This is a genomic window from Pseudomonas syringae group sp. 243L2, assembly GCF_032587875.1.
Taxonomy (GTDB): Bacteria; Pseudomonadota; Gammaproteobacteria; order Pseudomonadales; family Pseudomonadaceae; genus Aquipseudomonas; species Aquipseudomonas amygdali.
In genome coordinates this window covers 1-14,102 of record NZ_JAWHPL010000014.1, presented here as the reverse complement: position 1 = coordinate 14,102, position 14,102 = coordinate 1, and the positions used below count along the sequence as shown (strand labels likewise).

The following is a 14,102-nucleotide window of genomic DNA, read 5'->3' as shown; positions in this document are numbered from 1 at the left end:
TCTGGGCGTGGCGAGTCAGTCCTCGTCATCCTCCATGGGCAGCGACACCCAGATCCCCTCAGCATCTTCACGGCTCTGGATCGCCGTCAATGATTGGCCTTCGCAGGGGCCGGCAACGCATTCGCCATTCTCGATCAGAAACAACGCCCCATGCATTGCGCACCGGATCAGGCTGGCGCTGCTGTCGAGGAATTGATCCGGCTGCCATTCCAGGGCGATACCGCGATGCGGGCAGCGGTTTTTGTAGATGAACACTTCACCCTGACGACGTACTGCCAGCAATGCGTGTCCGCCTAGCTCGAAACCCCTGCTTTGGGCTTCGTGCAAGTGACTTGAGGTGCAAAGGAATTTCAAGAAGCCTCCACAGGCCTGTTTTTTGTGTAGACGCCTGACCTGGGTAGTCTGACAGCTTCTTTGGATTGTCGCGTTGTCGTACGCGGGGCTTGTTACAGGCTGCGTCAGTTTTTTCCTGTCTTCCTGTGGCTTTTTTCTCTGAGCATGGTCCTAGCGCCTTCTGGCCTTCAAGCCCGTATATCGTTCTGCCCATGTTTTGCAGAGCGAATACGCCATGAAAGAGATGACAGCAGATGATGAGCGGCTGGCGCGTCAGGTCATAAGGCTGCTTGAGCTGTTTGCCCTCAATGCCGACGATACGGAGCAGCGTATCGTCGGCATTTGTCAGCGCGCATGGACGCCTGTGGGGCAGGTTGCCGCGGTCTGCGTGCAGCCGCGTTTCGTGTGTCTGGCGCGCACCACCCTGGACCGTATGCTGGCGCATGACATCAAGGTTGTCGCCATAGTCAATTTCCCTCACGGCAGCAGCAACATTCAGTCAGTGACCTCGCAAGTTCGCGCTGCGCTGCTGTCCGGCGCGGACGAAATAGATGTCGTGTACCCCTTTCGCGCACTGCTCGGTGGGGACAGGCAGCCCGGCCTTGAGATGATATCGGCGTGCAGCTCATTGTGTGCAGGGCGGGTCAAACTCACCGCGACACTTGAAACCGGCGATCTGCGCGATTCCCAAATGATCCTCAATGCTTGCCGCGATGCGATTGTTTCGGGTGCCGACTTTATCAAGACCAGCACAGGCAAATCAGCCACCCACGTTACACCGCAGGCTGCGCGGGTGATGCTCGAGTCTATCGCGGACTTCGGCGGGCAGGTGGGGTTGAAGGTTGCGGGAGGGATCCGGACGTTCGACGAGGCACGTTTTTACATGACGCTGGCGCGTGCCCGTTTTGGTCGGCAATGGATGAACGCCGGGCGCGTGCGGTTGGGCGGCTCAAGCTTACTGGACGATTTGCTGGCCAGACTTGGCCTGTATGAGTCGTATGGCAACGGTTTTTGAGCGGTGGGCAGCTTTTTGAAGGACAAAAAAAGACCCGGCAAAGAGCCGGGTCAAAAACCGTGATTAGCCTGATGAGGAGATAATCTGAAAGTCCGAACCAAGGTCTTTCAGTTACCGTCCAGTCTCTCGACCGGATGTGATAATCATAACGATTCTCATTTCTAAGTCAACAGTTCTTTTGAACCTGTCCATGCTCATCACCTGACAGCTATCCATAGGCCAAAAATGCCTTGCACGGCATAACGGCTGGCTGCGCATGGCCGCGATATTTAGAGGGGGAGTTTCGGAAATGAAGCGACGCAGCGCCAGCCTGACATGCATTGCGCATGCAGGCTGCGAAGGTTTTACGGTTTTAGCGGGTGCGATAGCGCAGGCGTGTACCGAAATTTACCGACATCAGAATCTCGTCAGCCGAGAGCTCGGCGGGGAAGAACACGCCTGAAATCTGTGCGTGAGCGATACTCGCACCTTCCATCGGCGTGTGCCGCAGGTCCAGGCCGCGAAGGTCGGCAGACCGGAAGTAGGCGTCGGTGAAGTCGATACCGGCGGTGTCCAGTGCCCGCAGGTCCAGCCCTCGAAAGTCGCCCCCGGCCATGTCAATTGTGCCGGTCCGCGGTTTTTCCTGGTTGAAACCTTCGACATCATCTTTGCGCAGCAGCATATAAAGCGGTGAGTCGATCTGTTTGGGCTGGCTCATGATGGCCTCGGACATGTGGTTGCGTTGGAATTATGACGCCATTATATCGCCATCATTGCGAGGCCGTGAAGCGTTACCCGCTCAACGGCCATGTACCGGTTTTACAGCCCCGGCAGGCGCTGGCGCAGGTTGTCGATGAGGCTGTCCAGCTCACTGCTGATGTGGGTGGCAACCTTCTTGCTGCGCAGCGTTTCCTCTGCGCTCAGCGGTTCGCGGTTGGCCTGCTGGGCCTCGATGACCTCCAGGGTGGCGTCGGAAGGATCATTGTTCTGTGCCTGACGCTGGGCAAGCCAGCCAGCGATCACTGCCTGTGGTGCTTCGCAATCGAGGATCATAAACGGCACGCCGGTGTTTTCGGCGACTTTTGCCGCTGCATCACGCTGCCCATGCTTGAGGTAGGTGGCATCGATCACTACCGAGAAGCCTGCGCGAAGGGTTATACCGGCAAGTTCGTGCAGGTGTGCATAGGTTGCATCGTTGGCTTGCGCGCCATACATCTCTTCATCTCGCCCGGCAAACAGGCGCTTGCGCTCTATGTCCGAACGCAGGCGAATGGCGCCCAGCGATTCCACCAGGCGCATTGCGACATGGCTTTTGCCGACGGCTGATACACCGTGGGTAATTGTCAGGAACGGTGAGGGAATGGCGCTGTAGCTTTCGGCCAGATTGGCGTAGTTGCGGTATTGACGAAGCGTCGCTGCGCGCTGCACACCGTCGGCATCGGATGGCTGGCTGAACAGCGCCACTTTGGCACGAACCATCGCCCGATAAGCCTTGTAGAAATTCAGCAGTTCCAGGCCTGCGTAGTCGCCGGTGACTTCCAGGTACTGGCTGATCAGGCGCCGGGAAAGGGATTTCAGGCCGCGGTCCTCAAGGTCCATTGCCAGGAAGCCGATGTCGGCGTACACGTCGGTCTTGCGGAACGGTTCGTTGAACTCGATGCAGTCAAACAGCACGACCTTGCCGTCAATCACTGTCGCGTTGCCCAGATGGATGTCGCCGTGGCATTCGCGGATGAATCCGTCGGCCTTGCGCTGAGCCAGCAGTGGCTTGAGCCGCGCAAAGCTAGACTCTGCCCACGCCTGCAGGGCATCGAGCTGTGCCAGGTCGGATTTTTCGCTGATCAGTGGACGAATCTGCTCAAAATTCTGTACCACGGGGGCCATCACGCTGTCTGGCGAGCCCAGTTCGCTTTCGGTTCCGACCTGCGGCGAGCTGAGGTGGAAGCCTGCGATCTGGCGCGCCAGTTCGTCGATATGCGCAGTGGTCACCTCGCCGTTGGCCTGCAGGGTGCTGAGCAGGCCGTCCTGTGAAAACTGCTTCATCTTCAAGGCGTATTCGATGACTTCGCCGTCGCCGCCCAATTGCGGCGCGTCGACTGTGCCGGTGATCGGCAGCACTTCGATGTAGAGGTCGTCGGTCAGGCGCTGATTGAGGCGCAGCTCTTCTTCGCAGAAATGCTTACGCAGAGCCAGCGTAGTAAAATCCAGAAAACCGAAGTTCATCGGCTTCTTGAATTTGTAGGCATACGGGCCAGTCAGCAGAACCCACGAAATGTGCGTTTCGATGAGCTGGAAATTCTCCACCGGATGTGGGAAAAGAGCAGGGTTCTGCAGGGCAGCGATCAAAGACTTGCTCACGGGCGATCCTTCAGGAATGTGTTCAAAATGTAAGTACGCGATGCCGCCATTATGGCCGCTTGGCGCGAGGCTGCAAACCGCTGACTCGGGCGTCTGTCGATCCTTGCTAAAGTGCGTATAATCCGCGCCCATGACTCGATCCCGCACCTCTCGTTCTCCTAAAAAGCAACCTCCTCGCAGCCTGAACAAGTGGCTGGGCTGGGCGTTGAAGCTCGGTATTGTCGGCCTGGTTCTGCTGGGCGGCCTGGCCATTTACCTCGATGCAATCGTTCAGGAGAAGTTCTCCGGCAAGCGCTGGACCATTCCGGCCAAGGTCTATGCACGACCGCTGGAGCTGTTCGTCGGACAGAAGCTGAGCCGCGATGATTTTCTCATCGAACTCGACGCCTTGGGTTATCGCCGCGAAAGCGTCGCGAATGGTCCTGGCGCTGCGGCGGTGAATGGCAATACCGTCGACCTCAACACGCGGGGTTTCCAGTTCTACGAAGGCACTGATGCGGCGCAGCAGGTGCGCGTGCGCTTTTCCGGTGATTACGTCGCCGACCTGTCGTCGGGCAATGGTGCCAAGCTTGCCGTGGCGCGGCTGGAGCCCTTGCTGATCGGCGGGCTTTACCCGAAGAACCTCGAAGACCGGATCCTGATCAAGCTTGATCAGGCACCGCCGTATCTGCTCGACGGGCTGGTGGCGGTCGAGGACCGCGATTTCTATCACCACTTCGGCGTGTCGCCCAAGTCCATTGCCCGGGCTATCTGGGTGAATACTTCGCAAGGGCAGATGCGCCAGGGCGGCAGTACGCTGACCCAGCAGTTGGTCAAGAACTTCTACCTGACCAACGAGCGCAGCCTGACCCGCAAGCTCACCGAGGCCATGATGGCGGTCTTGCTGGAGATCCATTACAGCAAGCAGGAAATCCTCGAGGCTTACCTCAATGAAGTGTTTGTCGGTCAGGACGGTCAACGTGCAGTGCACGGTTTTGGTCTGGCCAGTCAGTATTTCTTCAGCCAGCCGCTTTCCGAACTGAAGATTCATCAGGTGGCGATGCTGGTCGGGCTGGTCAAGGGGCCGTCCTTCTACAACCCGCGCCGCAACCCCGAGCGTGCTCTGGAGCGTCGTAATCTGGTGCTCGACCTGTTTGAGCAGCAAGGTGTGGCAACCCCCGAAGTGGTGGCCGCCGCGAAGAAATTGCCACTGGGTGTGACCAAGACCGGCACGCTCGCCGACAGCTCGTTCCCGGCTTTTCTGGATCTGGTCAAGCGCCAGTTACGCGAAGACTATCGCGATGAAGACTTGACCGAAGAAGGGCTGCGGATCTTTACCAGCTTTGATCCGATCCTGCAGATGAAGTCCCAGGCCGCTATGGACGACACGTTCAAAAAGCTCGCCGGGCGCAAGGGTGTTGATGAAGTAGAGGCGGGTATGGTCGTCACCAACCCGGAGACCGGTGAAGTGCAGGCGCTGATTGGCGGTCGCGAGGCCGGGTTCTCGGGTTTCAACCGGGCGATCGATGCAGTGCGTCCGATAGGCTCGCTGGTCAAGCCGGCTATTTACCTGACCGCACTGGAACGTCCGAGCCAGTACACGCTGACCAGCTGGATTGCCGACGAACTGTTTCAGGTCAAGGGCGCTGATGGCCAGATCTGGAAACCGCAGAACTACGATCACAAGTCGCATGGCAACATCTTTCTGTATCAAGGGCTGGCGCATTCCTACAACCTGTCGACTGCCAAGCTGGGCCTTGAGCTGGGTATTCCAACTGTCTTCAAGACACTGGCCAAACTGGGTGTAACGCGTGAGTGGCCTGCTTATCCGTCGATGCTGCTGGGTGCGGGCGGCTTGAGTCCGATGGAAGTCGCCACCATGTACCAGACCATCGCCAGCGGCGGGTTCAATACGCCGATGCGTGGTATTCGCAGTGTGCTGACCGCCGAAGGTGAACCGCTCAAGCGTTATCCGTTCAAGATCGAGCAGCGTTTCGATCCGGGTGCCATTTACCTGGTACAGAATGCGATGCAGCGGGTCATGCGCGAAGGGACGGGCAAATCTGTTTACAACGTGTTGCCGAGCTCGCTGAATCTGGCGGGCAAGACCGGCACCAGTAATGACTCGCGCGACAGCTGGTTCGCCGGTTTCAGTCAGGATCTGCTGGCTGTGGTGTGGATGGGCCGTGATGATAACGGCAAGACTCCGTTTACCGGTGCCACTGGTGCCCTGCAGGTCTGGACCAGCTTTATGCGCAAGGCCAATCCGCTGCCGCTGGACATGGCGATGCCGGATAACGTCGTTCAGGCGTGGGTCGATGCGCAGACAGGCCAGGGTTCTGATTCGAGCTGCCCGAATGCAGTGCAGATGCCGTATATTCGCGGCAGTGAGCCCCAGCCCGGCGCGACATGCGGCGGCGCTCCGGCACCTGCCACTGAGGTGATGGACTGGGTCAAGGGTTGGTTGAACTAGGCAATCGAGGTTTTGAAGTGAATAAATGGTGGATTCCAGCTTTAACGGCACTGGCCTTGCTGAACGGCTGCGCCAGTGTGGAACGCGGCTCGATTCCGGTCGTGGATTCGAGCTCCAAGGTGTCCAACGGCGAGCGCGCGGCAGCGTCGCGTAACGGCACTTACCGAACCAACACCGCTCCAGTCCAGCAGCCGCAAGCCGTGCCGCAGGATTCGGGCGTCGTGGTGATGGTGCCTGGCGCGGGTGGTGCCGATGCAGGGCAGAGCTTCTCTGCGCCGACCAGTCAGGCGCCGTTCAGTGTCAACACGCCGCCTGTCGACGCCGCTCCGGTCAATCAGGCCCCGATCAGCCCGGCTCCGGCGAACAACAGTTACAGCATGCCGGCTGCCTCTGCACCGACCGGCATTCCGTCCAGTGGCGGCGGTCTGTCAGAGGACGAGCAGCTTGACGGGCCGGTACTGGCGTTGCTGACCACGGCACAGCAACAGCAGAGCAGTGGCGACCTCAACGGCGCATCCTCAAGCCTGGAGCGCGCGCAGCGTGTTGCCCCGCGGGAGCCTCAGGTGCTTTATCGTCTGGCTCAGGTGCGTCTGGCTCAGGGCGATGCAGCCCAGGCCGAGCAACTGGCTCGTCGCGGTCTGACCTACGCCAACGGGCGTACCAGCCTTCAGGCCAGCCTTTGGGGTCTGATCGCCCAGTCTCGCGAAAAGCAGGGTGACGCGGCCGGTGCTGCGCTGGCTCGCCAAAAGGCTCGCTGATGGACGTGCGTTTGCCTGAGGTGGCCGAGCAGTTGTTGTTGATAGAGCGCGAGTTGCGCGCGCTGGGCTGGTGGGATGCGACGCCGCCCAGCGAGCAGGCGCTTGCCAGTCAGGAACCGTTCAGCGTCGATACGCTCGAGTTCGCGCAGTGGCTGCAATGGATCTTCCTGCCGCGCATGAAAGTCATCCTCGAGCGTGACCTGCCGCTGCCCAATGCGTCCGGCATTCTGGAGATGGCCGAGATGGTCTATGCCGGGCGCCTGAGTGAAACCCGGCTGCTGCAGCAGCATCTGGCACGGTTCGATCAGTTGATTACGGCCGCTCGCTGAGCCAATCCTCTAGCGACAGAATTCGCTGATGGCTTTCTCGGTTTCTTCGATACGCGTCTTGCGGTTTTCATCCGTGAGACGCCTCGACTCTCCTCCGACCTGCTCGCGCACTCGCGGATTGTTCTGCAACTGCGCGAGATTGGTGCGCAGGGTTTCGCAATTCTCCGCGCGTTTCGCTTCCTGAGCCTTCACCTGACTTTTGACTTTCTGGTCAATAGCGCGTTGCTGTGCAGCTCCGTCGTCCGCAGGAGTGCTGGGCGCAGAGGCAGGCGGCGGCGTCTGCACATTAATTTCCTGCACCTGCTGGCCGGTGGGGGGTTGAGCATCAAAATGCGTCACGCCCTGAGCGTCGACCCACTTATAGATTGAGGCGGCCTGGCTGGTTGTGCTGAGGGCCAGTGCGGCGGCGAGAATCATCCAATGCATGTCGTGTCCTTGAGAGTCTGTGCACACAGAAAACTACCATAACGGTGCATTTCAGTCCGAAACGGTGCGATTTCGCCGGTCCTCTGTCAAGAAAGCGCACGGATCACTTGACTTGAAGGGGGGGAATCACAACAATCCAAAGTTCGCTGTAGAAGGACTGCCAGAAGCAGACCCTCTCAGTAGATCATGAGGCGCACACCCGCGCCGACCTGTAACACCCGCAACGCGTTACCTCGCGCTGGGTGGGAATGTTCCGCAACACTCAGGGACCTCCCAATACTTGCTCAGTCAGTGCTGACGTAGTCGGCGACCACCGTCGCTCATGCTCTGCTGGCAGTAAACCTATTAAGACCCGTCCCGGAGTGGGCGGTATTCTGGCGTTTTAGAGGTGAACAACGTGGAGCTTTTATCTGGCGCTGAAATGGTCGTCCGCTTTTTGCGTGACGAAGGCGTTGAGCATATCTATGGGTATCCGGGTGGTGCTCTCCTGCATGTCTACGATGCCCTGTTCAAAGAACCGGCGGTAAGCCATATCCTTGTTCGCCACGAGCAGGCTGCCACGCACATGGCCGACGGCTATGCGCGGGCTACCGGCAAGGCGGGCGTGGTGCTGGTGACGTCCGGCCCAGGTGCAACCAATGCCATTACCGGTATCGCCACGGCGTACATGGACTCCATTCCGATGGTGGTTCTGTCTGGTCAGGTAGCGAGCACGCTGGTGGGTACCGATGCCTTCCAGGAGACCGACATGATCGGTATCTCCCGGCCGATCGTGAAGCACAGCTTCATGATCAAGCACCCGTCGGAAATCCCGGAAGTCCTGAAAAAGGCTTTCTACCTGGCGCAGTCCGGTCGTCCGGGCCCTGTAGTGGTCGACATTCCGAAAGACATGACCAACCCGGCCGAGAAATTCGAATACGTCTTTCCGAAAAAAGCCAAGCTACGCTCCTACAGCCCGGCGGTCCGTGGCCATTCCGGCCAGATCCGCAAAGCCGTCGAGATGCTGCTGGCGGCCAAGCGTCCTATCGTCTACGCCGGTGGCGGCGTGATCATGGGCAATGCTTCGGCGCAACTGACCGAACTGGCGCAACTGCTCAATGCTCCGGTCACCAATACCCTGATGGGGCTTGGCTGCTATCCGGGCACGGATCGTCAGTTCGTCGGCATGCTCGGGATGCACGGCAGCTACACCGCCAACCTCGCGATGCACCACACCGATGTGATCCTGGCAGTCGGCGCGCGCTTTGATGACCGTGTCATCAATGGCGCGAGCAAGTTCTGCCCGAACGCAAAAATCATCCACATCGACATCGACCCGGCTTCGATCTCCAAGACCATCAAGGCCGACGTGCCTATCGTCGGTCCTGTCGAAAGCGTGCTGACCGAAATGGTCGCCACTTTGAAAGAGATCGGCGAGACACCTGACAAGGCATCCGTTGCCGCGTGGTGGAAGCAGATTGACGAGTGGCGCGGTGCGGGTGACCTGTTCCCGTACAACCGTGGCGATGGCACGGTCATCAAGCCGCAAGCCGTTATCGAAACGCTGTGCGAAGTCACCAAGGGCGACGCTTACGTCACCTCGGACGTTGGCCAGCATCAGATGTTCGCTGCGCAGTACTACCGTTTCAACAAGCCGAACCGCTGGATCAACTCGGGCGGTCTGGGCACGATGGGCTTTGGCTTCCCGGCTGCGATGGGCGTCAAGCTGAGCTTTCCGGATGCGCACGTTGCCTGTGTGACCGGTGAAGGCAGTATCCAGATGAACATTCAGGAACTGTCGACCTGCCTGCAATACGGCTTGCCGGTGAAGATCATCCTGCTCAACAACGGTGTTCTGGGCATGGTCCGTCAGTGGCAGGACATGAGCTATGGCTCGCGTCACTCGCATTCCTACATGGAATCGCTGCCTGATTTCGTCAAGCTGGTCGAAGCCTATGGCCACGTCGGCATGCGTATCACTGACCTGAAGGACTTGAAGCCGAAGATGGAAGAAGCCTTTGCCATGACTGATCGTCTGGTGTTCATGGATATTCAGGTCGATGTGACCGAGCACGTCTACCCGATGCAGATCAAGGACGGCTCCATGCGCGATATGTGGTTGAGCAAGACGGAGCGGACATAATCATGCGCCATATCATTTCCCTGCTGCTGGAAAACGAACCGGGTGCATTGTCTCGCGTCGTCGGTCTGTTCTCCCAGCGCAACTACAACATCGAAAGCCTGACCGTTGCGCCGACCGAAGACCCGACCCTGTCGCGTCTGACGCTCACCACCGTAGGCCACGATGAGGTGATCGAGCAGATCACCAAGAACCTCAACAAACTTATCGAAGTGGTCAAGCTGGTCGACCTGTCGGAAAGCGCTCACATCGAGCGCGAACTGATGTTGGTCAAGGTCAAGGCCACTGGCGCGCAGCGTGCCGAGATCAAGCGCACCACGGATATTTTCCGCGGGCAGATCGTCGACGTGACCGCCAGCGTTTATACCGTGCAGCTGAGTGGCACGAGCGACAAACTGGACAGCTTCATTCAGGCCATCGGCACCGCCGCTATCCTGGAAACAGTACGCAGCGGCGTAACGGGCATTGCCCGTGGCGACAAAGTGCTGAGCATTTAAATCAATTAAGCAAATGGCCTGAACGGCCAAGATAACAGGGGATTTCCATGAAAGTTTTCTACGACAAAGACTGTGACCTTTCGATCATCCAGGGCAAGAAAGTCGCCATCATCGGTTACGGTTCGCAAGGCCACGCTCAAGCGTGCAACCTGAAAGACTCCGGCGTTGATGTCACTGTTGGCCTGCGTAAAGGTTCGGCTACTGTCGCCAAGGCCGAGGCTCATGGCCTGAAAGTGACTGATGTTGCTTCTGCCGTTGCTGCTGCCGACCTGGTCATGATCCTGACCCCGGACGAGTTCCAGTCCCAGCTGTACAAGAACGAAGTCGAGCCGAACCTGAAAAAGGGCGCAACACTGGCGTTCTCCCACGGCTTCGCGATTCACTACAACCAGGTTGTACCGCGCGCTGACCTCGACGTGATCATGATCGCGCCAAAAGCTCCAGGCCACACCGTACGTACCGAGTTCGTCAAGGGCGGCGGTATTCCTGACCTGATCGCGGTTTATCAGGATGCTTCCGGCAACGCCAAGAACGTTGCCCTGTCCTACGCTTCGGGCGTTGGCGGCGGCCGTACCGGCATCATCGAAACCACCTTCAAGGACGAGACTGAAACCGACCTGTTCGGCGAGCAGGCTGTTCTGTGCGGCGGTACTGTCGAGCTGGTAAAAGCTGGTTTCGAAACACTGGTTGAAGCTGGCTACGCGCCGGAAATGGCCTACTTCGAGTGCCTGCACGAACTGAAGCTGATCGTTGACCTCATGTACGAAGGCGGTATCGCCAACATGAACTACTCGATCTCCAACAACGCCGAATACGGCGAGTACGTGACCGGCCCTGAAGTCATCAACGCTGAATCCCGCCAGGCCATGCGCAACGCTCTGAAGCGCATCCAGGACGGTGAATACGCGAAGATGTTCATCAGCGAAGGCGCTACCGGCTACCCATCGATGACCGCCAAGCGTCGTAACAACGCTGCCCACGGCATCGAAATCATCGGCGAGAAACTGCGCTCGATGATGCCTTGGATCGCTGCGAACAAAATTGTCGACAAAGACAAGAACTAAGCTTTAGCTTCGCAAAAAAAAACGCGGCCAATCGGTCGCGTTTTTTCGTTATGGGTCAGGCTCTGGTATAAAGCTGCATCGTTTGCCGCCGAACCCTCGCGGCAGACCTCTGTCGAACCTTTTCATACCGCTGCAAGGTAATCTCCATGAGCGAACGTCCCGAGGAGCCCAACAAGGCCTCCGACGCTGAAAGTCTGCTACCTATCGATGAACATGTGGAAGAAGGGCATGACGCCGAAGGCCGGCAGGTCCGGCATCGCGGTATCTATCTGCTGCCCAACCTGTTTACCACTGCGAACCTGTTCGCTGGCTTTTACTCCATCATCAGTTCCATGAGCGCACAAAGCGCGATGAGTGCGGGTGATACCGCCGGCGCGAGCAAGTATTTCGCGTTCGCTGCCATTGCGATCTTCGTCGCCATGGTTCTCGACGGGCTGGATGGTCGCGTTGCGCGCATGACCAATACCCAGAGCGCGTTTGGTGCCGAATACGATTCCCTGTCCGACATGGTCGCCTTTGGTGTGGCACCCGCGCTGCTGGCATTCGGTTGGGCATTGGGTGACATGGGCAAGGTGGGCTGGATGGTCGCCTTCATCTATGTGGCGGGCGCGGCATTGCGTCTGGCGCGCTTCAACACTCAGGTCGGCAAGGCTGACAAACGTTACTTCATCGGTTTGGCTAGCCCGGCTGCGGCAGGTGTTGTGGCCGGCACGGTCTGGGCGTTCAGTGATTTCGGGATTCAGGGTTCGAAGCTGTCGTTCCTGGTGGCCTTGCTGGTTGCGGCGGCAGGCATGCTGATGGTCAGCAACATCAAGTACAACAGCTTCAAGGAGCTGGACCTGAAAGGGCGTGTACCTTTTGTTGCGATTCTGGCCGTGGTGCTGGTGTTTGCCGTGGTATTCAGCGATCCGCCACGTATTCTGCTGCTGATATTCCTCGCCTATGCCCTGTCTGGACCGATTCAGTATCTATTGCGTCGCCGCAAGGCCTAGTCAATGATCTAATTTCCACCATACTCCGTAGTCTATTGGTGCATCAGTTCCCTGGCCTGCGGAGTCATCATGCTAATCAAGCTTCCTTCTTCGTCCGACTCCAAAGAGTCGGACGTCACGCCTGAATCCATCTATCTCTCGCGACGTACATTGCTCGGCGGCTCGCTTGCGGGTCTGGCCGTCACGGCACTGCCACGCTGGGCAAGCGCTGCAGACGCTTCGCGCTATGCGGATGTAGAGCCCGGGAAAGCGCCGGGCTGGTTTGCCGACAAGCTGCCTTCTACAAAATGGCAGGCGGTCAACGTCAAGGATGAGGCGATCACACCGTTCAAGGACGCGACCCACTACAACAACTTCTACGAGTTTGGTACCGACAAGGGCGATCCGGCAAAGAATGCCGGTTCCTTGCAGACCGAACCGTGGAGCGTCGTGATCGATGGCGAAGTCGGCAAGCCGGGCCGCTATGCGCTGGAAGACTTCATGAAGCCTTATCAGCTGGAGGAGCGGATCTACAGGCTGCGCTGCGTCGAAGCCTGGTCGATGGTCATTCCCTGGATGGGCTTTCCTATCTCTGCACTGCTTAAGCAGGTAGAGCCGACCTCGAAGGCCAAATACATTCGCTTCGAAACGCTTGAAGACCCAAAGTCCATGCCTGGGCAACGCTCTGACTTTGCCCTCATCGACTGGCCGTATGTAGAAGGACTGCGGCTGGATGAGGCGATGAATCCATTGGCGATTCTTGCGGTGGGCATGTATGGGCGTGAGTTGCCTAATCAGAACGGCGCACCGCTGCGTTTGGTGGTGCCTTGGAAGTATGGCTTCAAGAGTGTGAAGTCAATTGTGCGTATCAGTCTGGTCAGTGAGCAGCCGAAGACCACATGGCAAAGCATTGCGGCAAATGAGTACGGCTTCTATGCCAACGTTAACCCGACGGTGGATCACCCTCGTTGGACTCAGGCCCGAGAGCGTCGCTTGCCGAGCGGCCTGTTCAGTCCGAATCTGCGCGACACGAAAATGTTCAACGGTTATGAGGAGGAGGTGGGTGCCTTGTATGCCGGTATGGATTTGCGGAAGGACTATTGATGCGATACCCGTTCTGGCGTCTGGCTGTATTTCTCGCCGCGTGCGTTGCGCCGGTCTGGTGGCTCTATCAGGCATGGATCTTTGCCTTGGGTCCTGATCCGGGCAAGGTTCTGGTAGAAGATTTCGGGCTAGCGACTCTGGTGATGTTGCTGATCACAATGTCCATGACCCCTTTGCAGCGTCTGACTGGCTGGCCGGGGTGGATCGTCGTCCGTCGTCAATTGGGGTTGTGGTGTTTCGCTTATGTGGTGCTGCACATGACGATGTATGCGCTGTTCATTCTCGGGCTGGATTTAGGACAGTTAGGCGTGGAGCTGGTCAAGCGTCCCTATATCATCGTGGGGGCGTTGGCGTTTCTCGGGCTGCTGGCTTTGGCTGTGACGTCCAATCGCTATAGTCAGCGTCGACTCGGAGCGCGCTGGAAGAAGCTACACCGGCTTATATATGTGATTCTGGGGCTGGGCTTGCTGCACATGTTCTGGATTGTCAGGGCTGACCTTAAGGAATGGGCGCTGTATGCGGGGATAGGCGCGTTCCTGTTGCTGTTGCGGATTCCAATGATTACAAGGCGAATCCCGCGTCTTGGAGGTTCTGCCGGGGCAGGATCGAAGAAAGTTCAAAATAACGGTTGACGCCCTCTGTGATCTGTCTATAATTCGCCCCACTTCCGGCGCAGACGGAAACGAAAAAGCCTTGT

Annotated in this window: 14 protein-coding genes; 10 read left to right on the top strand and 4 right to left on the bottom strand. The window is 58.2% G+C overall.

The features are described 5' to 3' along the window. Nucleotides 1–15 precede the first annotated feature (15 nt). Nucleotides 16–354, bottom strand: a complete 339-nt coding sequence (locus RYB66_RS07355) for a Rieske (2Fe-2S) protein (protein WP_080164419.1) — start codon at nt 352–354, stop codon at nt 16–18. Between the two features lie 214 nt (nt 355–568). Between RYB66_RS07355 and deoC the strand changes: the two genes are divergently transcribed. Beyond that, a complete protein-coding gene (gene deoC, locus RYB66_RS07350) occupies nt 569–1,348 on the top strand; it encodes a deoxyribose-phosphate aldolase (protein WP_005745524.1) in 780 nt (259 codons plus the stop codon). A gap of 352 nt (nt 1,349–1,700) precedes the next feature. On the opposite strand, the gene RYB66_RS07345 is transcribed toward deoC, so the two are convergent. Continuing rightward, nucleotides 1,701–2,045, bottom strand: a complete 345-nt coding sequence (locus tag RYB66_RS07345; protein ID WP_002552068.1) for a pentapeptide repeat-containing protein — start codon at nt 2,043–2,045, stop codon at nt 1,701–1,703. 101 nt (nt 2,046–2,146) lie between these two features. Next, a complete protein-coding gene (locus RYB66_RS07340) occupies nt 2,147–3,685 on the bottom strand; it encodes a bifunctional aminoglycoside phosphotransferase/ATP-binding protein (protein ID WP_005745525.1) in 1,539 nt (512 codons plus the stop codon). 130 nt (nt 3,686–3,815) lie between these two features. On the opposite strand from RYB66_RS07340, the gene mrcB reads away from it, so the two are divergent. From mrcB to RYB66_RS07325, 3 genes are read left to right on the top strand one after another with little or no spacing between them, the layout of a single operon-like run. Continuing rightward, a complete protein-coding gene (gene mrcB / locus RYB66_RS07335; RefSeq protein WP_002552070.1) occupies nt 3,816–6,137 on the top strand; it encodes a penicillin-binding protein 1B in 2,322 nt (773 codons plus the stop codon). Nucleotides 6,138–6,154: 17 nt separating this feature from the next. Continuing rightward, nucleotides 6,155–6,895, top strand: a complete 741-nt coding sequence (locus RYB66_RS07330; protein ID WP_004658615.1) for a tetratricopeptide repeat protein — start codon at nt 6,155–6,157, stop codon at nt 6,893–6,895. Continuing rightward, nucleotides 6,895–7,224 (top strand): YqcC family protein, encoded by a 330-nt coding sequence (locus tag RYB66_RS07325; protein WP_004658614.1) that lies wholly within the window; start codon nt 6,895–6,897, stop codon nt 7,222–7,224. The genes RYB66_RS07330 and RYB66_RS07325 overlap by 1 nt, the downstream gene beginning before the upstream one ends. Before the next feature lie 9 nt (nt 7,225–7,233). Here the strand turns inward: RYB66_RS07325 and RYB66_RS07320 are convergent, their stop codons facing one another. Further along, nucleotides 7,234–7,650, bottom strand: coding sequence for a DUF4124 domain-containing protein (locus tag RYB66_RS07320; RefSeq protein WP_005745528.1), 417 nt, complete (start codon nt 7,648–7,650; stop codon nt 7,234–7,236). A 397-nt stretch (nt 7,651–8,047) separates the two neighbouring features. Here RYB66_RS07320 and RYB66_RS07315 point away from each other — a divergent pair, with 397 nt between their 5' ends. From RYB66_RS07315 to msrQ, 6 genes are all read left to right on the top strand, one after another. Continuing rightward, the gene (locus tag RYB66_RS07315) at nt 8,048–9,772 is read left to right on the top strand and encodes an acetolactate synthase 3 large subunit (RefSeq protein WP_002552074.1); all 1,725 of its coding nucleotides are present in this window, start codon (nt 8,048–8,050) and stop codon (nt 9,770–9,772) included. A 2-nt stretch (nt 9,773–9,774) separates the two neighbouring features. After that, the gene (ilvN, locus tag RYB66_RS07310) at nt 9,775–10,266 is read left to right on the top strand and encodes an acetolactate synthase small subunit (protein ID WP_002552075.1); all 492 of its coding nucleotides are present in this window, start codon (nt 9,775–9,777) and stop codon (nt 10,264–10,266) included. A 47-nt stretch (nt 10,267–10,313) separates the two neighbouring features. Continuing rightward, nucleotides 10,314–11,330 (top strand): ketol-acid reductoisomerase, encoded by a 1,017-nt coding sequence (gene ilvC / locus RYB66_RS07305; RefSeq protein ID WP_002552076.1) that lies wholly within the window; start codon nt 10,314–10,316, stop codon nt 11,328–11,330. A 146-nt stretch (nt 11,331–11,476) separates the two neighbouring features. Beyond that, nucleotides 11,477–12,322, top strand: a complete 846-nt coding sequence (gene pssA / locus RYB66_RS07300; protein WP_002552077.1) for a CDP-diacylglycerol--serine O-phosphatidyltransferase — start codon at nt 11,477–11,479, stop codon at nt 12,320–12,322. A gap of 69 nt (nt 12,323–12,391) precedes the next feature. Then, nucleotides 12,392–13,405: a protein-methionine-sulfoxide reductase catalytic subunit MsrP gene (gene msrP, locus RYB66_RS07295; RefSeq protein WP_004667380.1), complete on the top strand. Its 1,014-nt coding sequence runs from the start codon at nt 12,392–12,394 to the stop codon at nt 13,403–13,405. Beyond that, on the top strand, nt 13,405–14,037 hold the full coding sequence (msrQ, locus tag RYB66_RS07290) for a protein-methionine-sulfoxide reductase heme-binding subunit MsrQ (RefSeq protein WP_010196355.1): 633 nt from the start codon (nt 13,405–13,407) through the stop codon (nt 14,035–14,037). Before msrP ends, msrQ begins: the two co-directional genes overlap by 1 nt. Nucleotides 14,038–14,102 lie beyond the last annotated feature (65 nt).

What these genes read in the sequence shown, in the direction of transcription:
- deoC (WP_005745524.1), top strand. Translation starts at nt 569, where the DNA reads ATGAAAGAGATGACAGCAGATGATGAGCGGCTGGCGCGTCAGGTCATA.
- RYB66_RS07345 (WP_002552068.1), bottom strand. Translation starts at nt 2,045, where the DNA reads ATGAGCCAGCCCAAACAGATCGACTCACCGCTTTATATGCTGCTGCGC.
- mrcB (WP_002552070.1), top strand. Translation starts at nt 3,816, where the DNA reads ATGACTCGATCCCGCACCTCTCGTTCTCCTAAAAAGCAACCTCCTCGC.
- RYB66_RS07325 (WP_004658614.1), top strand. Translation starts at nt 6,895, where the DNA reads ATGGACGTGCGTTTGCCTGAGGTGGCCGAGCAGTTGTTGTTGATAGAG.
- RYB66_RS07320 (WP_005745528.1), bottom strand. Translation starts at nt 7,650, where the DNA reads ATGCATTGGATGATTCTCGCCGCCGCACTGGCCCTCAGCACAACCAGC.
- ilvN (WP_002552075.1), top strand. Translation starts at nt 9,775, where the DNA reads ATGCGCCATATCATTTCCCTGCTGCTGGAAAACGAACCGGGTGCATTG.
- ilvC (WP_002552076.1), top strand. Translation starts at nt 10,314, where the DNA reads ATGAAAGTTTTCTACGACAAAGACTGTGACCTTTCGATCATCCAGGGC.
- pssA (WP_002552077.1), top strand. Translation starts at nt 11,477, where the DNA reads ATGAGCGAACGTCCCGAGGAGCCCAACAAGGCCTCCGACGCTGAAAGT.
- msrP (WP_004667380.1), top strand. Translation starts at nt 12,392, where the DNA reads ATGCTAATCAAGCTTCCTTCTTCGTCCGACTCCAAAGAGTCGGACGTC.
- msrQ (WP_010196355.1), top strand. Translation starts at nt 13,405, where the DNA reads ATGCGATACCCGTTCTGGCGTCTGGCTGTATTTCTCGCCGCGTGCGTT.